This window comes from Streptomyces sp. NPDC005863 (assembly GCF_042871345.1).
GTDB lineage: Bacteria > Actinomycetota > Actinomycetes > Streptomycetales > Streptomycetaceae > Streptomyces.
In genome coordinates this window covers 273,807-298,618 of the sequence record NZ_JBIAII010000008.1, presented here as the reverse complement: position 1 = coordinate 298,618, position 24,812 = coordinate 273,807, and the positions used below count along the sequence as shown (strand labels likewise).

Below are 24,812 nucleotides of genomic sequence, written 5' to 3'. Positions count from 1 at the left end.
CTTGCCGATTGCCGCAAAGTTGCAGAAGATTCCGGTGGGGACCGGGGCCCCCGTGCCGGTAACGGCAGGGGCGGACCGCTACCCGGAGCACGTATCGAGGAGACAGCGATGTCCCCAGAGACGCATGAGGCATCCCCCGAGGAGCGCGCGGCGTCCACCGAGGTCCCCGAGGCGGAGAGCCCGAACCTCGACTTCGCAGGCACCACCCCGTACGAGGACTACGTCCAGGCGGACGTCCTCACCCACCTCCAGCACCTGCGCTCGGACGACCCCGGCGAGATGGTCTTCCTGGTCACCACGCAGGTCATGGAGCTGTGGTTCACGGTGATCGTCCACGAGTGGGAGACCGCGGCGCACGCCCTGCGCCGCGACGACATCCCCGTGGCGCAGAACGCGCTCAAGCGCAGCCTGCGCGAGCTGGAGGCGCTGAACGCCTCCTGGCAGCCGCTCGCCCAGCTCACCCCGGCCCAGTTCAACTCCTACCGCGGCTCGCTCGGCGAGGGCTCCGGCTTCCAGTCCGCGATGTACCGCCGCATGGAGTTCCTGCTCGGCGACAAGTCGGCGTCCATGCTCGTCCCGCACCGGGGCGCGCCGCGCGTCCACGCCGAGCTGGAGAAGGCGCTGCAGGAGCCCAGCCTGTACGACGAGGTGCTCGCGCTCCTCGCCCGGCGCGGCCACGCGGTACCGCAGTCCGTCCTGCAGCGCGACCTGACCAAGAAGTACGAGCCCTCGCCCGAGGTCGAGGCGGTCTGGACGGAGCTCTACTCCGGCGACGAGAGCGGTGAACTGGCCCGCCTCGGCGAGACGTTGACGGACGTCGCCGAGCTGGTGTGGCGCTGGCGCAACGACCACCTGGTCGCCACCCGCCGCGCGATGGGCTCCAAGACCGGCACTGGCGGCTCGGCCGGCGTGGCGTGGCTGGAGAAGCGCGCGCAGAAGAACGTCTTCCCCGAGCTGTGGACTGCGAGGAGCCATGTCTGAACCCCGCGAGGACGATCTGCGGGCCGAGGCCGAAGCGCTCGACGCCCGGGACGAACTGCGCGCCAAACGCAAGGAGTTCGTCCTCGACGACACGGTCTATCTGGACGGCAACTCGCTGGGCGCGCTGCCCGCGCACGTCGCCGACCGGGTCGCCGACGTCATCACCCGCCAGTGGGGCGAGCTGCGCATCCGCTCCTGGGACGAGAGCGGCTGGTGGACCGCGCCCGAGCGGATCGGCGACCGCATCGCGCCGCTGGTCGGCGCCGCCCCGGGGCAGCTCGTGGTCGGCGACTCGACCAGCGTGAACGTCTTCAAGGCGCTGGTGGCCGCCGTCCGCATCGCCCGGGACGCCGGTGGGGACGGGCGCGACGAGATCGTCGTCGACGCCACCACCTTCCCCACCGACGGGTACATCGCCGAGTCGGCGGCCCGTCTCACCGGCTGCCGGCTGGTCCAGGCCGCCCCCGCCGACGTCCCCGGCGTCCTCGGCGAGCGCACCGCCGCCGTCCTGCTCAACCACGCCGACTACCGCACCGGCCGGCTGCACGACCTGCCCGGTCTGACGGCGGCGGTCCACGCGGTGGGCGCCCTCGCCGTCTGGGACCTCTGCCACACGGCGGGCGCCCTGCCGGTCGGCCTGGACGAGCACGGCGTGGACCTCGCGGTGGGCTGCACGTACAAGTACCTGAACGGCGGCCCGGGTTCGCCCGCCTACCTCTACGTACGGGCGGAGCTGCAGGACCGCTTCGACTCGCCGCTGCCCGGCTGGAACTCGCACGCCGAACCCTTCGGGATGCGGCCGGAGTTCGAGGCGGCCGCCGGGGCGCTGCGCGGACGCGTCGGCACGCCGGACATCCTGTCGACGCTCGCCCTGGAGGCGGCGCTCGACGTCTGGGACGGCGTCTCGGTAGACGAGGTGCGCGCCAAGTCCCTCGCGCTGACCGACTTCTTCCTGCGGTGCGTCGGCGCGTACGTGCCGCAGGGGCGCGTGCGCTCCCTCACGCCCGCGGCGCACTCCGAGCGCGGGAGCCAGGTCGCCCTGCGCTGCGAGGGCGCCGGTGACGTGATGCGGCGCCTGATCGAGCGGGGGGTGGTGGGCGACTTCCGCGCGCCGGACGTGCTGCGGTTCGGTTTCACGCCGCTGTACGTCTCCTTCGGCGACGCCGAGCGGGCCGCCCGGGTGCTGGCGGAGACGCTGGGCTGATAACGTCCGGCGGATCTTGCTCCCGTTCTCCCGCTGCCGCGCGCCGGGAGGGCGGGGGCCCCTCGCCGCACTGCTGTTGAGAGGTTGTCGCATGCCGGACGACGCCGCCGTGGCCCGCGATGCCGCCGAGGCCGATGCCGCCTTCTCGCATCCCGCCGTGGAGCCGGACACCACCGCCGCGTACGGGGACCACCCCGACCAGGTCATCGACTTCTACGCCCCGCGGGGCGCCGCGGAGGGCCCCGCCCCGCTCGTCGTCGTCCTGCACGGCGGCGCGTGGCGGGCCCCGTACGACCGGCGCCATCTCACCCCCTTCGCGGACTTCCTGGCCCGCCGCGGCTTCGCGGTGGCCAACGTCGAGTACCGCAGGGGCAGCCCGATCCCCGCGCAGGGCGGCACCGCCCCGGTCGCCGGGCGCTGGCCGGAGACCTTCGACGACGTGGCGGCCGCCCTGGACGCCCTGCCCGCGCTCGTACGGGACGCGCTGCCGTCCGCCGACCCGCGCCGCACGGTGGTCACCGGGCACTCCGCGGGCGGCCACCTCGCCCTGTGGGCGGCGGCGCGGCACGTGCTGCCCGCCGACGCGCCCTGGCACACCGCCCGCCCCGCGCCCCTGCGCGGCGTCGTCGCGCTCGCGCCCATCGCGGACTTCCGGGCCGCCCAGGAGCTGGGGGTCTGCGGCGGCGCGTGCGCGGAGCTGCTGGGCGGCGCCGCCCGCTTCGACGAGCGGCTCCCGTACGCCGACCCGGCCGCGCTGCTGCCCACCGGCATCGCCACGACCGTGGTGCAGGGCCGCACCGACATCACCGTCCCCGAGGCGGTCGCGGAGGCGTACGCGGACGCGGCGGCGAAGGCGGGCGAGGTGGTGGGCCTGACCCTCCTGGAGGACGTCGGCCACTTCCCGCTGATCGACCCGGCGGCGGACGCCTGCGCGGTGGTGGCGGAGGAGATCGCACAGCTGGCGTACTGACGCCCGTAGTACCTGGGACGGACCCCGGGGAACCCGTCTTGCTGTGGACGACCTCGCGCGGCGGCCCCCGTACCGTCGTAGAGGTGACCGAGAAGACCGAGCCGTTCAAGGCCAGAGGCCAGAAGAGCCCCGAGTACCGCCTGGTCGTGGGCGTCGTCGGTGGCCTGCGCCAGACACTGTTCCACGACGCCTTCGCCTACCGCCCGCTGCCGCCCCGGGCCACCGACGGGCCGCTCGTCGGCCGGCTGCCCGGGCGGCTGCGCCGGTACGCGGCCTGGCTCCCGCACGCCCTGGTGGCGTCCGCCGCCCTGATCACCCTGTTCATCGGCCTCGGCATGGGCGGGTTCGGGAACACCCTCGCGTACGCCCTGACCGGTCTGATCCCCGCCGCCGCGGTCCTGATGACGCTGGTCAGGCCGGTCGGCGCCTACTGGATCGCGCTGCTCTCCGCGCCGTTCACCGGGGCGCTCGGCAACACCTGGGACGGCTGGCCGTGGGCGCCCGCCCCCTTCTTCGCGCACATCGCGGTGATGGTCGTGGTGGCGGCACGGACCGGGCCGCGCACCGCCGTGTGGATGTGGCTCGGGACGGCGGCGTACGCGCTGGCGACGCAGGTGTTCCTCGGCGGCTCCTCGGTGAACGACAGCCCGGAGATGCTGTTCTTCTCCGCGCTCGCGCTGCTGATCACCACGATGGTGCACGTGCGCCGCGAGGCGCAGCGCGAGGTCACCGTGCAGCGCACCGTCACCGCCATCGAGCGCGACAAGCGCACGCTCCTCGAGGAGCGCACCAACATCGCCCGCGAGCTGCACGACGTCGTCGCGCACCACATGTCGGTGGTCGCCATCCAGGCGGAGGCCGCGCCCTACCGCGTGGAGAACCCGCCGCCCGAGCTGGAGCAGGCGTTCGTGACGATCCGCGAGAACGCGGTGTCCGCCCTCACCGAGCTGCGCCGCGTCCTCGGCGTCGTGCGGGCCGAGGACTACGAGGCGCCGGACGCCCCGCAGCCCACGCTCGCCGACCTCGACCGGCTCCTGGACAACGTGCGCGACGCGGGGCTGACCGTCGACAAGGTGATCACCGGGGCGGCCCGCGAGCTGCCGCAGGGCGTGGAGCTCTCGGCGTACCGCATCGTGCAGGAGGCGCTCAGCAACAGCCTGCGCCACGCACCCGGCGCGGACGCCCGCGTGGAGGTCGGCTACGTCCTCGGCGGCCTCGGCCTGCGCATCGTCAACGGCCCGGCGACGGGCCTGGTCAAGCCCTCGCCGGGGGCCGGCCACGGGATCACGGGCATGCGCGAGCGTGTCACGATGCTGAACGGCGAGATGACGGCGGAGCCGACGGCCGAGGGCGGCTACGAGGTCACCGTCTTCCTGCCGGTCCCGCACGCGGACCGGCTCGACCCGGCCGGAGAGGACCTGGCATGACCATCCGTGTGCTGATCGCGGACGACCAGATGATGGTCCGCGAGGGCTTCTCCGTGCTCCTGAACGCCATGCCCGACATCGAGGTGATCGGCGAGGCGGTCAACGGCCGCGAGGCGGTGCGGCGGGTGCGGGAGCTCGCCCCCGACGTCGTCCTGATGGACATCCGCATGCCCGAGCTGAACGGCATCGAGGCGACCCGCGAGATCATCGCGGCAGAGGGCGGCACGGACGGGTGCAAGGTCCTGGTCCTGACCACCTTCGACCTCGACGAGTACGTCTACCAGGCGCTGCGCGCGGGTGCGTCGGGCTTCCTCCTCAAGGACGCGTCAGCGCGCCAACTGGCGGACGGCGTACGGGTGGTGGCCTCCGGCGAGGCCCTGCTCGCGCCCACCGTGACGCGCCGCCTGATCACGGAGTTCTCGAAGCTGGCGCAGACGCCCCGGCTCTCGGCGTCGGTCCAGGCCCAGCAGTACGGGGAGCTCACCGAGCGCGAGACGGAGGTCCTCGTCCTCATCGCGCAGGGCCTGTCGAACGCGGAGATCGCCTCCCGGCTCGTGGTCGCCGAGTCCACGATCAAGACGCACGTCAGCCGGGTCCTGGTGAAGCTGGGCCTGCGGGACCGCACGCAGGCGGCGGTGTTCGCGTACGAGGCGCGGCTGGTGACGCCGGGGTGAGGCGGGGGCTGGTCACGGCCGCGCGGGCGGACTAGCGTCGCGCCATGGAGCCAGCCTTCGACGTCACCGAGGTCTTCGCCCCGGCCTCGCCGGAGTTCGTCGCCGACCCCTATCCGGCGTACGCGCGACTGCGGGCGGCGGGCCGCGTCCACCACTACGCGCCGACCGGCCAGTGGCTGGTCCCGCACCACGCGGACGTCGCGGCCCTGCTGCGCGACCGGCGCCTCGGCCGCACCTATCTGCACCGCTTCAGCCACGAGGAGTTCGGCCGTACGCCACCGCCGGCCGCGCACGAGCCGTTCCACACCCTCAACGACCACGGCATGCTCGACCTGGAGGCGCCCACGCACACCCGCATCCGCCGCCTGGTGTCGAAGGCGTTCACACCGCGCACGGTCGAGCAACTGCGGCCGTACGTGGAGGAGTTGGCGGACCGGCTCGTGCGCGAGCTGGTGGCGGACGGCGGCGGGGACCTCGCCGCGCGGGTCGCCGAACCGCTGCCCGTCGCGGTCATCGCCGAGATGCTCGGCATCCCGGAGTCCGACCGGCCGCTGCTGCGCCCCTGGTCGGCGGCGATCTGCGGCATGTACGAGCTGAAGCCGTCCGAGGAGACGGCGGCCCGCGCGGTCCGTGCCTCGCTCGAATTCACGGCGTACCTACGGGAGTTGATCGCCGTACGCCGCAAGGAGCCGGGTGAGGACCTGATCTCCGGGCTCATCGCGGCGTACGAGGACGGCCGGTCGCTCAGCGAGCAGGAGATGATCTCGACGTGCGTGCTCCTGCTGAACGCGGGGCACGAGGCGACGGTGAACGCCACGGTCAACGGCTGGTACGCGCTGTTCCGCGACCCGGCGCAGCTGGCCGCCCTGCGCGCGGACCCGGTGGGTCTGGTGCCCGGTGCCGTCGAGGAGCTGTTGCGCTACGACACCCCGCTGCAGCTCTTCGAGCGGTGGGTCCTCGACGACATCGAGATCGACGGGGTGACGGTCCCGCGCGGCGCGGAGCTGGCGCTCCTCTTCGGCGCGGCCAACCACGACCCGGCGGTCTTCGCGCGCCCCGCCGAGCTGGATCTGACCCGCCGCGACAACCCGCACGTCAGCTTCAGCGCGGGCATCCACTACTGCATCGGCGCGCCCCTGGCCCGCATGGAACTGACGTCCTCGCTCCGGGCCCTGCTGCGCAGGGCCCCCCGCCTCACCCTCGCGGCGGAACCACGCCGCACCCCGGGTTTCGTGATCCGGGGCCTCCAGGAGCTCAAGGTCGAGGTGTAGCAGCGCCGCGCACCGACCGGCGGGGGGTGGACGGGTCCCGCCCTCGCTTCCCTCTGCGGGCCCAAACAGCCCCGCCGCTCCGCGGCGGATGTATCCCACCCACCCACCCGTTTGCCCCGCGACGCAGGGCGGGAGTAGGGGCGGGTGGGAGGGGGTGTCCCACGACGTGCCGTGGCGCGGGGAGCCGCCCCACCGGCCCGGCACCCGCGTACGAGACGGGAGGGGACGTGGGGGTATGTGCGCACGGAGCACCGAGCACGCTGTAGCAATGTTGTCCGCGAGGCGTGGCGAACAGTGGATGGCGAGTACGCACATACCCCCGCGGCCCCGCACCCACAAACGAACCCCCGGCGCAGACGCCGACCCCCACGCCCCCGCACCCACAGCCGAGCCCCAGCCCCCCGCACCCCCCCGGGCACCCCGTCCTCACCGAGGCAACGTCAGGCCCCAGGCCAGCGGCCTCACCGTCCACGTCCGCCTCCGCACCGGCCCCCCCACCGCCGCATCCGCCCGATACCGGAAATCCGGCCCCGACACCGTCACCGTACGCGCCCGCACCCGCAGAGCCCCGGCCCCCGACCCGGGACCGGACCCCGGCCCCGCCCGCCGCACCTCCACCTGCGCCAGCCCCCCGTACACCTCCGACACCCGCACGTCCTCCACCGGCTCGTCCAGATCCACCAGCGTCACCCCGTCCGCCTCCACCCGCAGCCGCGCCGGCACCTGCGCCCCCGCCCCGGCCCGCGACGGCCGCGCCGCCAGCGTCCGTACGAACGACTGACAGCTCCGCAGCCACGCGTGCCCGTCACCACCCTCACCGGCACCCACCCCCGACACGGACACCCCGGCAGCCGCCGGCGCCTCGGCGGGCCCGAACAAACCCGCCCCCGCCCCCGCCACCGGCGGAATCCGCAGATCCCCCAGCACCACCCCGTCACTGTCGTCCACCAACAGATCCAGACGGCGCTCCGCGCCCTCGAGCACCGCCCGCGCCGCCGCCACCGCCCCGGCCGGCACCCCCAGCGCCCGCGCCAGCGCCAGCGTCCGCGCCGCGCCCACGGGGACGACCGAGAGCCCGCATCCGGCGAGCTCCCGCTCCCGGTGGAGCGAGCCGACCGCCCGCAGCAGCGCGCGGTCGTCGCCGACCACCACCAACCGCCGCGCACCCCTCCTGGCCAGCGCTTTCGTGAAGTCCTCGGGCCCGTCGGGGAGGCAGATCCGGACCGCCGCGCCCGCACCGAGCACGTCCTTCGCGATCCGTACCGACTCACCGTCCGTGCGCCGGGCGACCGGGTCGATGACGACTAGGAGCTGGTCGCGAGCCGACAAGGTGCGCCCTTTCTTTTAGCCGTTCTTTGAGACCTCGGGTAGCATCTTTGTGCAAGAGCCCCTTGCGCTATTGCGCCAGGGGCTTCGTCTATTCCGGGGCAGCATCCAAGGCACACCCATACGGCGGCTACGGCCCCTGACCTTGGACATGCCCCGCCCGGAAGGGGTGTACGCCTGTGCCCGCACTTGTGCTGCTCGGTGCTCAGTGGGGTGACGAAGGCAAGGGAAAGGCCACCGACCTGCTCGGTGGCTCGGTGGACTATGTGGTGCGCTACCAGGGCGGCAACAACGCCGGCCACACGGTCGTCGTAGGCGACCAGAAGTACGCGCTGCACCTCCTCCCTTCCGGGATTCTCTCCCCGGACTGTGTGCCCGTCATCGGCAACGGAGTCGTCGTCGACCCGTCGGTCCTGCTCTCCGAGCTGAGCGGTCTGAACGAGCGCGGCGTCGACACGTCGAAGCTGCTGATCAGCGGCAACGCGCACGTCATCACGCCGTACAACGTGACCGTCGACAAGGTCGGCGAGCGCTTCCTCGGCAAGAGGAAGATCGGCACCACCGGCCGCGGCATCGGCCCGACCTACGCCGACAAGATCAACCGCACCGGCATCCGCGTGCAGGACCTCTACGACGAGTCGATCCTGACGCAGAAGGTCGAAGCGGCCCTTGAGCAGAAGAACCAGCTGCTCACCAAGGTGTTCAACCGTCGCGCCATCGAGACGGAGCAGATCGTCGAGCAGCTCCTGGAGCACGGCGAGAACATCAAGCAGTACGTCGCCGACACGACCCTGATCCTCAACAACGCGCTCGACGAGGACAAGGTCGTCCTGTTCGAGGGCGGCCAGGGCACGCTCCTGGACGTGGACCACGGCACGTACCCCTTCGTCACCTCCTCGAACCCGACCGCGGGCGGCGCCTGCACGGGTACGGGCGTGGGCCCGACGAAGATCAGCCGTGTCATCGGCATCCTGAAGGCGTACACGACCCGCGTCGGCGCGGGCCCGTTCCCGACGGAGCTGTTCGACAAGGACGGCGAGGCGCTGCGCACCATCGGCGGCGAGCGCGGTGTCACCACCGGCCGTGACCGCCGCTGCGGCTGGTTCGACGCCCCGATCGCCCGCTACGCGACCCGCGTGAACGGCCTGACGGACTTCTTCCTCACCAAGCTGGACGTCCTCACCGGCTGGGAGCAGATCCCGGTCTGCGTGGCGTACGAGATCGACGGCAAGCGCGTCGAGGAACTCCCGTACAACCAGACCGACTTCCACCACGCGAAGCCGGTCTACGAGATGCTGCCCGGCTGGTCCGAGGACATCACCAAGGCCCAGACCTTCTCCGACCTGCCGAAGAACGCGCAGGGCTACGTGAAGGCCCTGGAGGAGATGTCCGGCGCGCCGATCTCCGCGATCGGCGTGGGTCCGGGCCGCACCGAGACGATCGAGATCAACTCGTTCGTCTAGAGCGGAGCTCCCTGGAGCTGACCAGCTCACCAGCTCACCAGCTCACTCGAAGGGGTGGGTCGCGCGGAAGCGCGACCCACCCCTTCCGCGTGTCCGGCAAGACTGCGGGCATGACAGCGACCGGCGTTACCGTGGGAGGGCATCTCCGTCATGCCCGAGCGAGGAGTAGGCCGATGAGCGCGCAGCCGGTGGAGCCAGAGGTACGGCAGGTCACCTATGAGCAGCTCACGGAACTCGTCGAGTTCATCGAGGCAAAAGAGAACAACCACGGCCACGTGGTGCGGGCAGACATTGCGAACCAGGAGATCACCGTCCACATGATGTCCCCTTCAAATTCTCATGGCGAGATCGTGGCGGAGGTCGTCTTCCAGATCCGGTCCCGGGACCGCGACGCGGTCCCTCTCGTGGAGAACCGCGTGCACCACCCCGACCTCGGCATGTGCCGGACGGCGGATCTGCTCGTCGTAACCCGTGAGGTCAGGGACGGGCAGGAGGAGGAGTTCGGCACGCTCGGCCCTGACGCCTCCATCGCCGTAGAGGTCGTCTCTCCCTCGAACCCGAACAACGACCACATCACCAAGCTCCGCGACTACCCCCGCATGGGCATCCCGGTCTACGTGATCATCGACCCCCGTGACGGCACGATCACCGTGCACTCGGGCCCCGACACCTCCGCGGCCGGGCCCCGTTACGCCGACGCCCCGCGCCACTACAAGTTCGGTGACACCGTGCCGATGGGGCAGTGGTCGGTGGACACCGGGACGTTCCCCCGGTACCGCTCCTGAGCGATGCCGGGGTCGGACGTGGGGGGCGGTGTCCGCCGGGGCGTCAGTTCCTGTCGTAGGTCAGCTCCCCGCTGCCGTCCGTGTTCGCGCGCCGCAGCTTTCCGTTGCCGAGGATCGTGACGACGCTCGGTTCGCCCGGGGTGCAGGACGCCATGGGCTCGCCCACCGTGATCACGGTGGGGCCGATGTGCAGGCGGTCGTCGGACGCGGACTGCAACTTGCCCTCGAAGACACAGTGGTACGTGCCGCCGCCGTCGGTCGGGCCGTCCGCCGTCACCGCGAGGACCGTGTCGCCCTCCTCGCCCTGCCGCAGCGAGAGCGTGCGGGTGCTGTGGCCGCTCTTGGTGTCCAGGCCACCGCTCCAGGAGCCCAGGAACTTCTCCGGGACGGTGCCGCCTTCCTCGTCCGATGCCGACGGGGACGGGCTCGCGCTGCTCGGGCCGGGCGTCGACGCCGAGGGGCCCGGGGTCGTCGGGGCGGTGTTGGCGCTGTTCTTGGCGTCGTCGCCCTTGTCGTCGGTGCCGTCGCCGTTCATGACGGCGTAGACCGTGCCGCCCGCTCCGATGGCCACTATCAGCGCGACCGCGATCAGCGCCGCCGTGGAACGCCCGTTGCGGCGCGGGGGCTCGGGCGGCGGGACGGGCCCGTAGGGGGGAGTGGCGCCGGGCCCGTAGGGAGGCGTGGAGCCGGGCCCGTACGGGGGCGTCGGCCCGTAGCCGGGCGGCAGCTGGGGGCTCTGCTGGGGGTACTGCGGGTAGCCGTAGCCGGCGGCCTGGGGGTACTGCTGCGGATAACCGTACGCCGGGGAGCCCGGTGGGGGCGTGGGCGGCGGGGCCTGTCCGGAGATCATGGTGGGCAGGTGGTTGAGAGGCGCGGCGGGACCGGGGATCCCGGGCGGCGGGGGCGGAACCGCACCGTCCCGGTGCCCGTCACCCGTACCGCCGTCGCTGCCACCCCCCGCACCCTTCGCGTCACCCTCACCCTTCGCGTCCCCGGCACCGGCACCGGCCCCGTTGCTGCCCGATGCGGCCCCCGAGGCACCCGCCCCGGCCGCCCCCGCCGCCGCGGCCCGCGCCGGCGACGGGACGCCGTCGACCGCGCCCACCTTCCCCGCGGGCGCCCCCGACGTCGTGTCCTCCGGGTCCTCCGAGTCCAGCAACTGCACCGCGTGCCGCCCCAGTTGGGCGACGAGGGCGCCCGGCAGCCAGGGGTCGAGCGTGCGGCCGTCGCCGAGCGCGTCCGCCGCGCCCGTGCGCTCCTGGATCTCGTCCAGGGAGGGCCGGGCCGCCGGGTCCTTGCGCAGGCAGGCGCCGATCAGCTCGGTGAGGCTCTCGGGGAGCCCCGTCAGGTCCGGCTCCTCCTGCGCGATGCGGAACATCAGCGCGTGCACACCGCTGTTGGCCGTCCCGAAGGGCAGCGCCCCGGAGGCCGCGTACGCGAGGACGGAGCCGAGGCAGAACACGTCGCACGCCGGCGTGATGCGGTCCCCGCGTACCTGCTCGGGGGCCATGAAGCCGGGCGAGCCGACCAGCGCACCCGTACGGGTCAGGCCGCCGTCGGTGACCGTCTCCAGGGCGCGGGCGATGCCGAAGTCGATGACGCGCGGCCCGTCGATGGTGACCAGGACGTTCGACGGCTTGAGGTCGCGGTGCACGATGCCCGCCGCGTGGATGTCCCGCAGCGCGCTCGCGAGCCCCGCCGCCAGGATGTTCACGGACCGCTCGGGCAGCGGCCCGTGGTCGTGCGAGACGACGCCCTGCAGCGAGGGCCCCGCCACGTACCCCGTGGCGACCCACGGGATCGCCGCCTCCGTGTCCGCGTCCAAAACGGGCGCCGTCCACGCGCCGCCCACCTGCCGTGCGGCCTGCACTTCCTGCCGGAAGCGGTTCCTGAACTCGTCCTGTTCGGCGAGCTCTTGGCGGACCAGCTTGACCGCCACCGTACGTCCGCGGTCCGACCGCGCGAGGTACACCTGTCCCATGCCGCCGGCGCCGAGCCGCGCCAGCAGCCGGTACGCCCCGATTCTCTGCGGATCTCCGGGTACGAGCTTCTCCATCGCCGCACCGACCTCCCCCACTGGTGTGCAACAGAGTGAGGATAGTGCGCGGGCACGACAGGGTGGAGCGGGCTTCGCTCTACGGTTGCGTAACGGGTTGGGTGCGGGGCCGTGGGGCGGGCCCCGGGCCGGGTGCGTCGAGCACGGCGGACAGCCGCTCCAACACCCGTACCGTCTCCTCGAATCCATCCGTGCCGAGCGCCTCGGCGAGCCGGCCCGCGAGCCCGGCGTGGCCCGGCGCGATCTTCGCCACGGCGGCCCGCCCCGCGTCGGTGGGGCGCAGCAGCTTGGCGCGGCGGTGCGCCGGGTTCGGGGTGTAGGCGGCGAGGCCGTCGCGCACCAGCAGGTCGGCGACGCGCTGCACGCTCTGCCGGGTGATGCCCATGGCGCGGGCGATCCCGGCCACCGGCAGCGGCTCGCGCAGGACGGCGCCGAGGACCTGCCAGCGGGCGGCGGTCAGCCCCGCCGGTCCGGCCAGCTCCTCGGACAGCGCGAGGAACTGGCCGTTCAGCCGGAAGACGGTCAGGGCCGTGCGGCTGAGCAGGTCCTGTCGTATCCGGGTCGCGTCGTCGTTCATCTGCCGTCCTCTGCTCAGGAGTTGAGGGTCTCGTACGCCGCCGGGTCGGAGTCGTGGAAGAGGCGGAACCACGCGTCGAGCTTCTTTCCCTCGAAGACGTCGCCGAGCCGGCCGAAGATCTCCCGGGCGAACGCGACCGGTTCGGTCGGGCCCGCCGTGATCAGGTCGCCGTCGGTGACGGCGTCCGCCTCCACGTACCGCTCGCCGCCCCCGTATCCGGTGGCCGCCAGGTACACCGACGCCGCGCTGGTGTGCGCCCGGTCGTCGAGGAGCCCCTCGCGGGCGAGGCCGGCGGTCGCCCCGCAGATGGCGCCGACCGGCACGCCGGCGTCGAGGAAGGCGCGGGCGGTGCGGGCGAACGGCGCGAGGTCGTCGCTCGTGTCCCACAGGTCGGCGCCCGGCAGGACGAGCAGCGCGCTGTCCTCGGGGCGCAGCTCGTCGAGGGTGAGGTCGGACTGGACGCGCAGGCCGCCGATGGAGGTGACCGGGAGGGCGGAGGGGGCGACCGTGCGGACCTCGTACCCCACCCGGGCGAGCCAGGCGGTGGTGTGGCCGGTCTCCCAGTCCGCGAACGTGTCGTAGAGGGCCAGGTGCACGGGTTTGCGGGACGTGACAGACATGACGGCCTCCGTGGCGGGTGGCTGTGCTCTGTACTGCGTACGTAAGCATGCTGTCAAAGCGACAGGATGCTGTCAAGAGTTCCCAGGAGGGACCGGACCCCGGAAGCCGGGCCGCATCGTTAACGTCCACAGGGGGCGGCCTTAACCTGCCCGTCCCTAGCGTCCTCGGCATGGAAAGCACCCTGAACCTCGGCGCCCACCTGGGCCTCGATCTCGCCGCCGTCGCCCTGCTGACCTTCGGTGTCTTCTATCCGCGGCACCGCAGGCGCGAGCTGGTCCCGGCGTATCTCGCCCTGAACACCGCGCTGTTCGCGGTGGTCGCCGGGCTCGGGACGGTCGGCGGCAACGGCGGGCTCGCCCTCGGCTTCGGGCTCTTCGGCGTGCTCTCGATCGTGCGGCTGCGCTCCGACGCCCTGCAGCACCAGGAGGTCGCGTACTACTTCATCACCCTGGTGCTCGGGCTCCTGTGCGGTCTGCCCGGCCTGAGCCTGCCCGTGGCCGCGCTGCTCGCCGGTGTGCTGCTCGCGGTGATGTACGGCGCCGACCATCCGCGCCTGTTCGCGCGGGACCGTCGGGCCGTCGTCACCCTGGACACCGTGCACCGCGAGGAGGCGCCGCTGCGGGCCGACCTGGCCCGGCGCCTCGGTGAGCCGCTCGGATGGACCGTCCAGGAGGTGGACTACGTACGCGACCTCATGGTGCTGGAAGTCCGTTTCCGTCAGCCGGAACCTTCCGCGCCATCCCGGGAGTTGACGGAACGACGACGCACGACCCGGTCCGACACGATCGCCCCCAGGTACCCGAAGGAGACCGTGTGAACCCCGCCGTACGCGCCATCGGCCGCGCCGCCCTCGCCGCGCACCCCATCGCGCTCGACGAAGTGAACGCCAGGGCGGAGCTGCTCGCCCGCTACGACAACAGCTATCTCGTGCCGGTCGAGATATTCGAGGACCTCGCGGCCCTGCTGACCGACCCGCGGCGGCCCTGCGGCCCCTTCCGGGCGCTCAGCATCGGCGGGAAGCGCTGGTTCCGCTACCACTCGACGTACTACGACACCCCCGAGCTCGGCACGTTCCACGACCACCGGCAGGGCCGGCGGCTGCGCTACCGGATCCGCGAGCGGGTCTACCGGGACAGCGGCGAGCGGCAGTTCGAGATCAAGCTGAAGAGCGGGCGCGGCGAGACGGTCAAGCACCGCCAGCGCCTGGAAGGGGACGACCACGCCCTGGACGCGGTGCGGCTCGGCTTCCTGGCCGGGGTGCTGCGCGGCTCGTACGGCATCGACGCGCCCGAAGGTCTCACGCCGTCCCTGGTGACCGACTACCAGCGGGCCACGTTCGTCGCCGACGGGCAGCGCATCACGTGTGACGCGGGGCTCGTCGTACGGGACACGGTGACCGGCCGCAGCGCCGCCGCCGACAGCGGCCTGGTCCTGGTGGAGACCAAGACCAAGGGCCACCTCACCGAGGCCGACCGGGTGCTGCACCGCTACGGAGTGCGGGCCGCGGACTTCACCAAGTACTGCGGTGGGTACGCGGCGGTCCGCCCCGAGCTCGGCATCAACAAGTGGGCGCGGGCGGTCCGGACGGCGTTTCCCCGGGAGGTACGGGCGGGAAGGTGAGGGTGACGCGGGCGCCGGCGGCTGTACGCGCGTGACTGTTCGCGCCGTCGCCGTCGCCGTCACCGCCGTCGCCCGTCCCCGTGTTCGCCGTCTCGAAGCGGCCGTTCGCCTCCTCGGCGGTGCGGCGGGCGATGTCCAGGCCGAGGCCCGTGGAGCCCGCGCCGCTCGTGCCGCGGTCGGGGGCCGTCCCGCCGGGGAAGCCGGGGCCTTCGTCGGTCACGGTCAGCTCGGCGCCGCCGCCGGGCGTACGGCGGACCGTGATGGTGAACGCCGTGCCCTGGGGCGTGTGGTCGAGGACGTTGCCGATCAACGCGTCCAGGGCGGCGGCCAGTCCGTCCGCGGGGACCGGCACCGGGACCGGCTCCCCGCGGGGCGGGGTCGTGACGCGGGTGGCCCGGTTCTGGTCCTCGGCCAACGGCTCCCAGAACGCGGCCCGTTCGCGCGTCACCGCCGCCAGGTCCGCGCGCGGCGCCTCGCGCAGGGGGCGCCGTGCCTTGCGGATCACCTCGTCGACACTGTGCTCAAGAGCGGTGACGTCCGCCGTGATGCGACGGGACTCGTCCGTGTCGCGCAGGGTCTCCGCGTCCAGGCGCAGGGCGGCGACCGGGGTGCGCAGCCGGTGGGCGAGGTCGGCGGCGTTCTCCCGCTCGGCGGTGAGGAGTTCGTCGATGCGGGCGGCAAGCCGGTTCAACTCGCCCGCGATCAGGCGGAGTTCGGGCGGCCCCTCCGGCTCGGCGCGGGCCGTCAGATCGCCCGCGGCGAGCCGGTCGGCGGTGCGGGCGAGGCGGCGGGTCGCGCCGACCAGACGGGCGCCGAGCCGGTCGGCGAGCAGCAGCCCGAGCAGGACCAGGCCCACGCCGATGCCGGCGAGGACGAGCCAGGACGCGAGCGTGCCCGCGTACAACTGCTTCTCGGTCAGCGTCACCTGGACGACCGCGGTGCCGCCCTTCGCGCCCTGGACGGGGACGAGGACCAGCCGGGCGCCGGAGCTCGTCTCGTAGGTGAAGGCGCGGCCGGTGCGGGCGAGGCGGATGGGGTCGGTGCCGGCGGGGGAGTGGTGCGCGCGGGGGCCGATGACGTCGTCGTTCGCGAGGATCAGCGAAGTGGTGGGCAGGTCGGGCCCGTTGACGCTCTCCACGGTCTGCTCCGCGGTCTCGCGCTCCTTGGCGGTCGCGAGTGCGGGGCCGAGGGCGTGCGCCACCCACTGGGCACGCGCGGTGGCCTCGGCGGTGGCGCGGTCCGCGGCGTGGGTGCGGGTGAGGAGGGTGAGGGGGACGAGGAGGGCGGTGAGGACCAGGGCGGTGGTCGCGGCGGTGAGCAGGAGGAGGCTGCGGCGCATGGTTCAGTCCGTGTCCTGCCCGGCGTCCTGCCCGGCGCCGTCCCCGTCCGCCGGCCCGTCGGGCGCGGCGAGCTTCACGCCCACCGTGCGGACCGTATGTAGATAGCGGGGCTGCTGGGCGGTCTCGCCGAGCTTCCGGCGCAGCCAGGACAGATGGACGTCGACGGTCTTGTCGGCGCCGCCGAGGGGCTGTTGCCAGACCTCGGCGAGGAGTTCGCGGCGCGAGACGACCTGGCCGGGGCGGCGGGCCAGGTAGGCGAGCAGGTCGAACTCGCGGGGCGTGAGGTCGAGGGCGGCGCCGTCCAGGGTGACCTCGCGGGCGGCCGGGTCGACGGCGAGGGCGCCGACCCGCAGCGGCTCCTCGGTCTCGACGGCGCCGAGCCGCCGCAGCACCGCCTTGACGCGGGCGTCCAGTTGGGCGGCGCCGAACGGCTTGACGATGTAGTCGTCGGCGCCCGACTCCAGGACGGTGACCATGCCCGTCTCGTCGTCGCGGGCGGTCGCCACGATGACGGGGACGTCGCTGACGGCCCGCAACATGCGCAGCACTTGGGCGCCGTCCACGTCCGGCAGCCCCAGGTCGAGGACGACCAGATCGGGGCGGCCGGTCATCGCCGCGTCCAGGCCCGCCATGCCGCTCGGAGCGGTGGCCACGGCGTGGCCCTTGTCGCGCAGGGCCCGTACCAGCGCGACGCGGAGCTGGGGGTCGTCCTCGACGACGAGAAGATGCGCCATACAACCACCGTAGTCAGAGGTGTGGGGAGCACCCTTGTCGGGGCCTTAACCGGACGTTAGGAAACGATGCGGCACAGTGGCGCCATGAGGAAGTGGCGGAACGCCGTCGTCACGGCGGCGTGGGTGGCCGTGGGCACGGCGGCGGGGGCGCTGGGCGCCTGGCAGTTGGCGAGTTCCGACGGTTCGGGGGGCGCGGCGCACAGTCGTCCGCTGGACGAGGGGGCGGTACGGAAGGCCTTGGCGGCGGCGTCATCGTCCCCGTCACGGTCGTCGCGGGGTACCCCGTCGCCGGGGGGCACGCCCGCGTCTCCCGCGCCCTCCTCCTCGGCGCCGGCGCCGGAACGCTCGACGGTCCGCTTCACGGGAGGCTCGGCGACGGTGGAGTGCCGGGCCGACGGAACGGTGTACCTGGTCTCGTGGAGCCCGGCGGACGGCTTCCACATCGACGACGACGTGGAGCGGGGGCCGGGGAGGGTGGCGCGGGTGGAGGCGGAGCCGGGGGACGACGTGGACGGGGATGACCTGCACTATGAGGTGCGGTGTACGGGGGGTACGCCGAGGGCCCACCCAGTCCCGGACGACTGAGCCGGCCGCGGCGCGGGCTGGGTGGGGGTGTCTGCGCAGTTCCCCGCGCCCCTGACCTACGACCTACCCGCAGCTCGGCCCCTCCGTTCGGTGCGGGAAGCCGGGGTGTTTGCGCAGTTCCCCGCGCCCCTGAGCGACCCGTAGCTCGGCTCCCCTGTCCGGTGCGGTAAGCCGGGGTGTCTGCGCAGTTCCCCGCGCCCCTGATCGCCTGATCACCTGACCCCCTCGTTCGCCGTGCGGGGCGGAGATGGCTGATCGCCTGCGCCCGTCCTTCGTCGTGCGGGTCGGTGGGGGTTGCTCGCGCAGTTCCCCGCGCCCCTAGGCGAGACCCCCGAGCCTCACCCGCCTAGACACCGCGCCCCCGGCTACCGCCAGCCATACGGAAGGCCGAGCCCCGGATATCCCAGGGGCGCGGGGAACTGCGCAAACCCCCGGCCCCCCGAGCCACACGGGAGACGCCCAGGAGGTCCACCCAGGGGCGCGGGGAACTGCGCAAACCCCCGGCTGCCGCCAGCCCGACGGGAGGCCGAGCCACGGATGGGTCAGGGGCGCGGGGAACTGCGCAAAGACCCCGGCTCCCCGAGCCACACGGGAGACGCCCAGGAGCCCCACCCAGGGGCGCGGGGAACTGCGCAAACCCCCGGCTCCCCGGACCCCACGGGAGGCCGAGCCACGGATGGGGTCAGGGGCGCGGGGAACTGCGCAAAACACCCCCGCTCCCCGAGCCACACGGAAGGCCGAGCCACGGACGGAGGGCGTAACCCCCACCGGCCCGCAAGGGAAAGAGCGACCGAACCCCGCCCAGGCCACACGACAGTGTGTCGCGTTACGGCGACCCCGCCCGACACCCCGCCCATACCCCGTCCACTCCGTGGACATCTACCCTCACCCCCATGACCCCTCAGCCGAATCCCCAGGTCGGCGCCGCCGTGAAGGCCGCGGACCGCGCACACGTCTTCCACTCCTGGTCCGCACAGGAGCTCATCGACCCCTTGGCCGTCGCCGGCGCAGAGGGCTCGTACTTCTGGGACTACGACGGAAACCGCTACCTCGACTTCACCAGCGGCCTCGTCTACACCAACATCGGGTACCAGCACCCGAAGGTCGTCGCCGCCATCCAGGAGCAGGCGGCGACCATGACGACCTTCGCCCCCGCCTTCGCCGTCGAAGCCCGCTCCGAGGCCGCACGCCTCATCGCCGAGCGGACCCCCGGCGACCTGGACAAGATCTTCTTCACCAACGGCGGCGCCGACGCCGTCGAGCACGCCACCCGCATGGCCCGCCTGCACACGGGCCGCCCCAAGGTGCTCTCCGCGTACCGCTCGTACCACGGCGGCACCCAGCAGGCCGTCAACCTCACCGGCGACCCCCGCCGCTGGGCCTCCGACACCGGCACGGCGGGCGTCGTCCGCTTCTGGGCGCCCTTCCTCTACCGCTCCCGTTTCTACGCGGAGACGGAGGCGCAGGAGTGCGAGCGCGCGCTCCAGCACCTCGAGGACACCATCGTCTACGAGGGCCCGCAGACCGTCGCCGCGATCATCCTGGAGACCGTCCCCGGCACCGCCGGCATCATGATCCCGCCGCCCGGCTACCTCGCCGGCGTCCGCGCGCTCTGCGACAAGTACGGCATCGTCTTCGTCCTCGACGAGGTCATGGCCGGCTTCGGCCGCACCGGCACGTGGTTCGCCGCCGACCTCTTCGAAGGCGTCGTACCGGACCTGATGACCTTCGCCAAGGGCGTGAACTCCGGTTACGTGCCGCTCGGCGGCGTCGCCATCTCCGGCGCGATCGCCGAGACCTTCGCCAGGCGCCCCTACCCCGGCGGCCTCACCTACTCCGGTCACCCGCTGGCCTGCGCCGCCGCCGTCGCCACGATCAACGCCATGGCGGAGGAGGGCATCGTCGAGCACGCCGCCCGGCTCGGCGCCGAGGTCGTCGGGCCCGGCCTGCGCGCGCTCGCCGAGCGCCACCCCTCGGTCGGCGAGGTGCGCGGCGTCGGCATGTTCTGGGCCCTGGAGCTGGTGAAGGACCGCGAGACCCGCGAGCCGCTGGTCCCGTACAACGCCACGGGCGAGGCCAACGCCCCGATGGCCGCGTTCGGCGCCGCCGCCAAGAAGCGCGGCCTGTGGCCCTTCATCAACATGAACCGCACCCACGTCGTCCCGCCGTGCAACGTCACCGAGGCCGAGGCGAAGGAGGGTCTCGCGGCGCTCGACGAGGCTCTGTCCGTCGCCGACGAGCACACCGTGTGACCCGTACGTCCACACGGTATGACCCGGACGTTCACACACACCGTGTGACACGTTCTCACCTGCGGTGACAGCCGGGCGGGGGGGCCGGATCGGGGCTCCCCGCCCCGCGACCCCGACCACGTAGTCTGACGTGCTCGTAAGCAAAGAGCCCGACCAAGACGACCACGTCAGACTCCGCGGGGGAACCCAGATGCCCGGCACCGACGGCCCCGCCGTCATCCGCAGCACTCTGCGCCAGCAGATCGCCGACGCCCTACGGGACGAGGTCCTGGGCGGCCGCCTCGAGCCGGGCCAGGAGTTCACGGTCAAGGAGATCGCCGAGCAGTACGGCGTCTCCGCGACGCCCGTCCGCGAGGCGCTGGTCAACCTCACCGCGCAGGGCCTGCTCGACGCCGACCAGCACCGCGGCTTCCGCGTCCACGAGCACACCCTGGCGGAGTACCGCGCCATGCTGGAGGCCCGCGGCCTGGTCGCCGACGGCATCTTCCGCGACCTCGCCGAGCACGGCGCCCGCCGGGACGTCGCCGACGCCCTGATCGCCGTACGCCGCCGCGGCGAGGAGGCCGCCCGCGCCGCCTGCGCCGGCGACCTGACCGTCCTGATCGGCTACGACCTGCGCTTCTGGCGCGAGCTCAGCGCCCTCTTCGGCAACCCCCACCTCTCCGACTTCCTGCACCGGCTGCGCGTGAAGTCCTGGGTCTGCGCCGTCACCCACCTGCGGCGCTGGTGCGAGAGCAGCGGCGAGGACCTGCGCGGCGTCCTGTGGTCGCGGCACACCGAGCTCGTCGACGCCCTGGCCCGCCGCGAGCCGTGCGCCGCCCACGAGATCGTCGTGGAGTACAACGCGCACTCCCTGGCCCTCATCGAGCGGCTGGCCGCCGCATGAGCGTCGACCTCACCGTCGTCGTCCCCGCGTACAACGAGGAGCGGCGCCTCGGCCCCACCCTGCACGCCCTGCGCGAGCACCTGGAGCTCACCGACCGGGGCGCGTGGGAGCTCATCGTCGTCGACGACGGCTCCACCGACCGCACCGCGGAGATCGCCGCCGAGGCGGCCGCCGCCGACCCGCGCGTCCAGCTGCTGCGCGGCGACCGCAACCGGGGCAAGGGCCACGCCCTGCGCCTCGGCGTCCTGGCCTCCTACGGCCGCCGCGTCCTGATCACCGACGCCGACCTCGCCGCGCCCATCGAGGAGCTCGACCACCTCGACAAGGCGCTCACCGACGGCCACGCGGCCGCGATCGGCTCCCGCGCCCGGCCCGGCGCGTCCATCGGCGCCCACCAGCACCGGCTGCGCGAGCTCCTCGGCCGTACCGGCAACTTCCTGATACGCACGGTCGCCGTCCCCGGAATCCGCGACACCCAGTGCGGCTTCAAGCTCTTCGACGGCGACCGGGCCCGCGAGGCGTTCGCCGCGTCCAGGCTGCACGGCTGGGGCATCGACGTCGAGATACTGCAGTACTTCCGGCGGGCGGGCTGGCCCGTCGCCGAGGTGCCCGTGCGCTGGTCCCACCAGGAGGGTTCCAAGGTCCGGCCGCTGGACTACGTACGGGTCCTCGCTGAGCTGACCGTGCTGAAGGCCCGCGCGGTCCACCGGGCCGACATCCTGGTCGGCCTCCTCTTCCTGGCCCTGTCCGTGACGCTCTACTCCGGCCGCTGGGCGGCGCCCGCCTCCCGCTACTTCCCGGACTCCATGCAGGACCAGAACCAGTGGGAGTGGTTCTTCGCCGTGACGGCGGACAACGTCCGCCACCTCCACAACCCCCTGTTCACCACCCTCCAGAACGTCCCGGACGGCGTGAACCTCATGGCCAACACGGTCATGCTCGGCCTGTCCGTGCCGCTCGCCCCCGTGACCTGGCTGCTCGGCCCGGCGGTCGCCCTGAACGTGGCGATGACCGGCGGCCTCGCCGCCACCGCCGTCTCCTGGTACTGGCTGATCCGCCGGCGCCTCGTCGCGCACCGGGGCGCCGCCGCCGTCGGCGCCGCCCTCGCGACCTTCGCGCCCCCGATGGTCAGCCACGCCAACGCGCACCCGAACTTCGTCGTCCTGTTCATGATCCCGCTGATCGTCGACAGGACGCTGCGGCTCTGCGAGGGCACCCACGTCGTACGGAACGGAGTCCTCCTCGGCCTCTTCACCACGTACCAGATCTTCCTCGGCGAGGAGCCGCTCCTCCTCGCCGCGCTCGGCATCCTGCTCTTCGTCCTCGGCTACGCGGCCGTGCGCCCGGAGGTGGCGAAGGCGGCCTGGCGCCCGCTCCTGCGGGGCGTGGGCGTCGCGCTCGCCGTGACCGTGCCGCTGGTCGCCGTCCCGCTGTACTGGCAGTTCTTCGGGCCGCAGAGCTACAAGAGCGTGCTGCACGGCGAGAACGCGGGCAACGGCCCGCTCGCCTTCCTCTCCTTCGCCGAGCGCTCCCTCGCGGGCAGCGCCGAGAGCTCCGACCACCTCGCGCTCAACCGCACCGAGCAGAACGCGTTCTTCGGCTGGCCGCTCGTCGCCCTCGCCTTCGCGATCGTCGTACGGCTGTGGGAGCGCGCGGCCGTCAAGGCGCTCGCCGTCACCGTGCTCGGGGCGGCGCTGCTCTCGCTGGGCCGCGAGATCCGTGTCCCGCTGACGGACGTCGTCCTGCCGGGCCCGTGGGCCGCGCTGGCCGGGCGCCCGCTCTTCGAGTCCGTCATCGAGGCGCGCGTGGCGATGGTGTGCGCCCCGGCGCTCGGCATGCTGCTCGCCCTGGCCCTCGCCCGCCTGGCGGCCGCGCCGCGCCGCGCCCCGTACCGGTACGCGGGCCTCACGGCCGTCGCCCTCGCGCTGCTGCCGATCCTGCCCGCGCCTCTGAAGGCCGTGGACCGGGCCGAGGTGCCGCCCTTCGTCGCGCAGGGCACCTGGCGCAGTCACGTCGGCGAGGACGAGACCCTCGTCCCGGTGCCGGTCCCCGACCCGGCCAACGCGGAGGGCCTGCACTGGCAGACCAGCGCTGGACTGGGCTTTCGCATCCCGGGCGGCTACTTCAACGGCCCCTGGGGCCCGGACCGCGTCGGCATCTACGGGCCGGCGCCCCGCAACACCGCCAACCTGCTGCGCCAGGTCCACGACTCCGGCCGCGTCCCCGAGATCACCCCGGCCTGGCGCGCGGCGGTCCGCGAGGACCTGAGGTTCTGGAAGGCCGGCGTCCTGGTCCTCGCGCCGCAACAGAACGCCTCCGCGCTGCGCACCACCCTGAGCGCCCTCCTTGGGCGCCCCGGAAAGTGGGTAGACGGGGTATGGATATGGGACGTGCACCGGGGCAAGTGAGGGGCGGCGACGGCCGCGGACCCGGGCGCGCACGAGGGCGGCCGGGCAACCCGTACCGGACCGCGCACGACGGCGGCCGGGCAACCCGTACCGGACCGCGCACGAGAGCGGCGGGGCAACCCGTACCGGACCGCGCACGAGGGCGGCGGGGCAACCCGTACCGGACCGCGCACGAGGGCAGCCAAGCGACCCGTCCCCGACTACGCTGCCTGCACGCCGGGCGACGCACAGCGACCGACCCGCTCGACCGACCCCGCTCGACCGACCCCGTTCGACGACCCCGTTCGACCGACCCGAGGAGTCCTTCTTGGCCTGCGACCTGTGGCTGGTCCCCCTCGTCGACGTGCTGTGCCACAGCGCCGACAATCCCTTCGCCGAAGAGCTCGCCGTCTACGACAAGGCACTGCACGAGGCCGGACTCCCGGCCGTCCCGGTCTTCGCCTACATGCCGGGCCTCTCCGGCGACGTGGCCCCGGTCGCGGGCTTCGACTACGACGCGCTGCACTTCCTGCGCCGCGCCTACCTCCTGCAGATCTGCGGCCTGGAGGTCACACCGGTCGACGCCCTCGGCGGTGACTACGAACAGCTCCTGGAGATGTTCGACGCCACGGCACAGCAGTCGCACCTGGTCTGGCACTACGACCACGCGGGCGCGTACGTCCCGGTGGACTTCCCCGCCCCGCTGTCCAACGACGAACTGCTCGCAGGCGGCGGCCCGCTCGGCTCCTCGCACGCGCTCCTGCGCGAGCTGGAGTACGTCGCCCCGTCCATCGGCATAGACCCGGCGAACCCGCCCACGCCCCCGGCCGCGCCGCAGGCCCCCACGTCCCTGGAGGAGCCCGCGACGGTGCCCCCCGCGGACGCGAGCCCCTTCGCGCGGGAGCGGCACGTCTGGCTGGGCCTGCACGCGGCGGCGACCCGCAGCCTGGCCCAGGGATCGATGATCGTCTACAGCTGAGAGGGCACCCGTGCCACAGTCACAGCAGTTGCTGAGAGTCCAGAACTTCACCGTCTCGCAGGACGGCTTCGGCGCCGGTGAGGGACAGAGCCTGGAGCGGCCGTTCGGCCACGCCGACCCGGGCGCCCTGATGGCGTGGGCGATGGCCACGGCGGGCTGGCCGAACCGCACCGACCCCGGCGGCAGCCGCGGTCTCGACGACTACTTCACGCGCGACTTCGCCCACGGCATCGGCGCCGAGATCATGGGCCGCAACAAGTTCGGGCCGCAGCGCGGGCCCTGGCAGGACCACGAGTGGCGGGGCTGGTGGGGCGACGAGCCGCCGTTCCACACCCCGGTGTTCGTGCTGACGCACCACCCGCGCCCCTCCTTCACGCTCTCCGACACCACGTTCCACTTCGTCGGGGGCGAGCCGGCCGAGGTCCTGGAGCGGGCGAAGGAGGCGGCGGGCGGCAAGGACGTACGGCTGGGCGGCGGCGCGACGAGCGTGCGGGAGTTCCTGGCGGCCGGCCTCGTCGACACCCTGCACGTGGTGGTCGCGCCGGTGAAGCTCGGTGCGGGGGTCCGCCTGTGGGAGTCCTCCGACGAGTTGCTCGACCGGTACCACCGGGAGGTGGTGCCGAGCGCGAGCGGCGTGACGCACCACTTGTTCTGGCGGAAGTGACGGAAGCGCC

22 protein-coding genes and 1 CRISPR repeat array are annotated in these 24,812 nt (G+C 73.2%); of the genes, 15 read left to right on the top strand and 7 right to left on the bottom strand.

Annotation, left to right across the window (positions count from 1 at the left end):
- Window positions 1-108 precede the first annotated feature (108 nt).
- The 6 genes from ACFYO9_RS27250 (at window position 109) to ACFYO9_RS27225 (ending at window position 6,527) form a co-directional block, all read left to right on the top strand.
- Window positions 109-981 carry a tryptophan 2,3-dioxygenase family protein gene (locus ACFYO9_RS27250; RefSeq protein WP_355811294.1) on the top strand — a complete coding sequence of 291 codons (873 nt, stop codon included), beginning with the start codon at window positions 109-111 and terminating at the stop codon, window positions 979-981.
- Window positions 974-2,185, top strand: coding sequence for a kynureninase (gene kynU / locus ACFYO9_RS27245; RefSeq protein WP_358709957.1), 1,212 nt, complete (start codon window positions 974-976; stop codon window positions 2,183-2,185). Before ACFYO9_RS27250 ends, kynU begins: the two co-directional genes overlap by 8 nt.
- Before the next feature lie 91 nt (window positions 2,186-2,276).
- Complete coding sequence (locus ACFYO9_RS27240) at window positions 2,277-3,155, top strand: alpha/beta hydrolase (protein ID WP_355811287.1); 879 nt, start codon at window positions 2,277-2,279, stop codon at window positions 3,153-3,155.
- Window positions 3,152-4,582, top strand: a complete 1,431-nt coding sequence (locus ACFYO9_RS27235; RefSeq protein ID WP_388666660.1) for a sensor histidine kinase — start codon at window positions 3,152-3,154, stop codon at window positions 4,580-4,582. The genes ACFYO9_RS27240 and ACFYO9_RS27235 overlap by 4 nt, the downstream gene beginning before the upstream one ends.
- Window positions 4,579-5,256, top strand: a complete 678-nt coding sequence (locus ACFYO9_RS27230; protein ID WP_355811283.1) for a response regulator transcription factor — start codon at window positions 4,579-4,581, stop codon at window positions 5,254-5,256. The genes ACFYO9_RS27235 and ACFYO9_RS27230 overlap by 4 nt, the downstream gene beginning before the upstream one ends.
- A gap of 44 nt (window positions 5,257-5,300) precedes the next feature.
- A complete protein-coding gene (locus ACFYO9_RS27225; protein ID WP_358779152.1) occupies window positions 5,301-6,527 on the top strand; it encodes a cytochrome P450 in 1,227 nt (408 codons plus the stop codon).
- A gap of 426 nt (window positions 6,528-6,953) precedes the next feature.
- Here ACFYO9_RS27225 and ACFYO9_RS27220 read toward each other — a convergent pair whose 3' ends face one another.
- Window positions 6,954-7,856, bottom strand: a complete 903-nt coding sequence (locus tag ACFYO9_RS27220) for a diacylglycerol kinase (protein WP_358777212.1) — start codon at window positions 7,854-7,856, stop codon at window positions 6,954-6,956.
- Between the two features lie 176 nt (window positions 7,857-8,032).
- Here ACFYO9_RS27220 and ACFYO9_RS27215 point away from each other — a divergent pair, with 176 nt between their 5' ends.
- Together ACFYO9_RS27215 and ACFYO9_RS27210 are read left to right on the top strand one after the other, a co-directional pair.
- Window positions 8,033-9,316 (top strand): adenylosuccinate synthase, encoded by a 1,284-nt coding sequence (locus ACFYO9_RS27215; RefSeq protein ID WP_355810654.1) that lies wholly within the window; start codon window positions 8,033-8,035, stop codon window positions 9,314-9,316.
- A 173-nt stretch (window positions 9,317-9,489) separates the two neighbouring features.
- Complete coding sequence (locus ACFYO9_RS27210; RefSeq protein WP_358709952.1) at window positions 9,490-10,101, top strand: Uma2 family endonuclease; 612 nt, start codon at window positions 9,490-9,492, stop codon at window positions 10,099-10,101.
- 43 nt (window positions 10,102-10,144) lie between these two features.
- Here the strand turns inward: ACFYO9_RS27210 and ACFYO9_RS27205 are convergent, their stop codons facing one another.
- From ACFYO9_RS27205 to ACFYO9_RS27195, 3 genes are all read right to left on the bottom strand, one after another.
- Entirely contained in the window at window positions 10,145-12,157 is a 2,013-nt protein-coding gene (locus tag ACFYO9_RS27205; protein ID WP_358777213.1) for a serine/threonine-protein kinase, read from the bottom strand.
- Between the two features lie 79 nt (window positions 12,158-12,236).
- Window positions 12,237-12,734 carry a MarR family transcriptional regulator gene (locus ACFYO9_RS27200; protein ID WP_358777214.1) on the bottom strand — a complete coding sequence of 166 codons (498 nt, stop codon included), beginning with the start codon at window positions 12,732-12,734 and terminating at the stop codon, window positions 12,237-12,239.
- A gap of 14 nt (window positions 12,735-12,748) precedes the next feature.
- Window positions 12,749-13,354: a DJ-1/PfpI family protein gene (locus tag ACFYO9_RS27195; protein ID WP_358777215.1), complete on the bottom strand. Its 606-nt coding sequence runs from the start codon at window positions 13,352-13,354 to the stop codon at window positions 12,749-12,751.
- 170 nt (window positions 13,355-13,524) lie between these two features.
- Between ACFYO9_RS27195 and ACFYO9_RS27190 the strand changes: the two genes are divergently transcribed.
- Window positions 13,525-14,172, top strand: a complete 648-nt coding sequence (locus ACFYO9_RS27190; RefSeq protein WP_355810669.1) for a DUF4956 domain-containing protein — start codon at window positions 13,525-13,527, stop codon at window positions 14,170-14,172.
- A complete protein-coding gene (locus tag ACFYO9_RS27185; RefSeq protein ID WP_358777216.1) occupies window positions 14,169-14,975 on the top strand; it encodes a VTC domain-containing protein in 807 nt (268 codons plus the stop codon). Before ACFYO9_RS27190 ends, ACFYO9_RS27185 begins: the two co-directional genes overlap by 4 nt.
- Here the strand turns inward: ACFYO9_RS27185 and ACFYO9_RS27180 are convergent.
- From ACFYO9_RS27180 to ACFYO9_RS27170, 3 genes are read right to left on the bottom strand one after another with little or no spacing between them, the layout of a single operon-like run.
- Window positions 14,914-16,314 (bottom strand): HAMP domain-containing sensor histidine kinase, encoded by a 1,401-nt coding sequence (locus ACFYO9_RS27180; protein WP_358777217.1) that lies wholly within the window; start codon window positions 16,312-16,314, stop codon window positions 14,914-14,916. The genes ACFYO9_RS27185 and ACFYO9_RS27180 overlap by 62 nt on opposite strands.
- Window positions 16,315-16,317: 3 nt before the next feature.
- On the bottom strand, window positions 16,318-17,049 hold the full coding sequence (locus tag ACFYO9_RS27175) for a response regulator transcription factor (RefSeq protein ID WP_358777218.1): 732 nt from the start codon (window positions 17,047-17,049) through the stop codon (window positions 16,318-16,320).
- 56 nt (window positions 17,050-17,105) lie between these two features.
- Window positions 17,106-17,492, bottom strand: a complete 387-nt coding sequence (locus tag ACFYO9_RS27170) for a hypothetical protein (RefSeq protein WP_358777219.1) — start codon at window positions 17,490-17,492, stop codon at window positions 17,106-17,108.
- A 546-nt stretch (window positions 17,493-18,038) separates the two neighbouring features.
- Window positions 18,039-18,341: a CRISPR direct-repeat array (repeat unit 24 nt; unit sequence CAGGGGCGCGGGGAACTGCGCAAA).
- A 186-nt stretch (window positions 18,342-18,527) separates the two neighbouring features.
- Here ACFYO9_RS27170 and ACFYO9_RS27165 point away from each other — a divergent pair.
- The 5 genes from ACFYO9_RS27165 (at window position 18,528) to ACFYO9_RS27145 (ending at window position 24,802) form a co-directional block, all read left to right on the top strand.
- Window positions 18,528-19,886, top strand: coding sequence for an aspartate aminotransferase family protein (locus ACFYO9_RS27165; protein ID WP_358777220.1), 1,359 nt, complete (start codon window positions 18,528-18,530; stop codon window positions 19,884-19,886).
- A 190-nt stretch (window positions 19,887-20,076) separates the two neighbouring features.
- Window positions 20,077-20,772, top strand: a complete 696-nt coding sequence (locus ACFYO9_RS27160; protein WP_358709943.1) for a GntR family transcriptional regulator — start codon at window positions 20,077-20,079, stop codon at window positions 20,770-20,772.
- Complete coding sequence (locus ACFYO9_RS27155; RefSeq protein WP_358777221.1) at window positions 20,769-23,180, top strand: dolichyl-phosphate beta-glucosyltransferase; 2,412 nt, start codon at window positions 20,769-20,771, stop codon at window positions 23,178-23,180. Before ACFYO9_RS27160 ends, ACFYO9_RS27155 begins: the two co-directional genes overlap by 4 nt.
- Window positions 23,181-23,487: 307 nt before the next feature.
- Window positions 23,488-24,138 (top strand): hypothetical protein, encoded by a 651-nt coding sequence (locus ACFYO9_RS27150; RefSeq protein WP_355810692.1) that lies wholly within the window; start codon window positions 23,488-23,490, stop codon window positions 24,136-24,138.
- Window positions 24,139-24,148: 10 nt separating this feature from the next.
- Entirely contained in the window at window positions 24,149-24,802 is a 654-nt protein-coding gene (locus ACFYO9_RS27145; RefSeq protein ID WP_355810695.1) for a dihydrofolate reductase family protein, read from the top strand.
- The last annotated feature ends 10 nt before the right edge of the window (window positions 24,803-24,812 follow it).

Coding starts and splice junctions, on each gene's coding strand:
- ACFYO9_RS27180 (WP_358777217.1), bottom strand. CDS start 16,314: ATGCGCCGCAGCCTCCTCCTGCTCACCGCCGCGACCACCGCCCTGGTC.
- ACFYO9_RS27225 (WP_358779152.1), top strand. CDS start 5,301: ATGGAGCCAGCCTTCGACGTCACCGAGGTCTTCGCCCCGGCCTCGCCG.
- ACFYO9_RS27195 (WP_358777215.1), bottom strand. CDS start 13,354: ATGTCTGTCACGTCCCGCAAACCCGTGCACCTGGCCCTCTACGACACG.
- ACFYO9_RS27170 (WP_358777219.1), bottom strand. CDS start 17,492: ATGTGGAAGCCGTCCGCCGGGCTCCACGAGACCAGGTACACCGTTCCG.
- ACFYO9_RS27210 (WP_358709952.1), top strand. CDS start 9,490: ATGAGCGCGCAGCCGGTGGAGCCAGAGGTACGGCAGGTCACCTATGAG.
- ACFYO9_RS27200 (WP_358777214.1), bottom strand. CDS start 12,734: ATGAACGACGACGCGACCCGGATACGACAGGACCTGCTCAGCCGCACG.
- ACFYO9_RS27165 (WP_358777220.1), top strand. CDS start 18,528: ATGACCCCTCAGCCGAATCCCCAGGTCGGCGCCGCCGTGAAGGCCGCG.
- ACFYO9_RS27155 (WP_358777221.1), top strand. CDS start 20,769: ATGAGCGTCGACCTCACCGTCGTCGTCCCCGCGTACAACGAGGAGCGG.
- kynU (WP_358709957.1), top strand. CDS start 974: ATGTCTGAACCCCGCGAGGACGATCTGCGGGCCGAGGCCGAAGCGCTC.
- ACFYO9_RS27240 (WP_355811287.1), top strand. CDS start 2,277: ATGCCGGACGACGCCGCCGTGGCCCGCGATGCCGCCGAGGCCGATGCC.
- ACFYO9_RS27250 (WP_355811294.1), top strand. CDS start 109: ATGTCCCCAGAGACGCATGAGGCATCCCCCGAGGAGCGCGCGGCGTCC.
- ACFYO9_RS27205 (WP_358777213.1), bottom strand. CDS start 12,157: ATGGAGAAGCTCGTACCCGGAGATCCGCAGAGAATCGGGGCGTACCGG.
- ACFYO9_RS27190 (WP_355810669.1), top strand. CDS start 13,525: ATGGAAAGCACCCTGAACCTCGGCGCCCACCTGGGCCTCGATCTCGCC.
- ACFYO9_RS27160 (WP_358709943.1), top strand. CDS start 20,077: ATGCCCGGCACCGACGGCCCCGCCGTCATCCGCAGCACTCTGCGCCAG.
- ACFYO9_RS27175 (WP_358777218.1), bottom strand. CDS start 17,049: ATGGCGCATCTTCTCGTCGTCGAGGACGACCCCCAGCTCCGCGTCGCG.
- ACFYO9_RS27230 (WP_355811283.1), top strand. CDS start 4,579: ATGACCATCCGTGTGCTGATCGCGGACGACCAGATGATGGTCCGCGAG.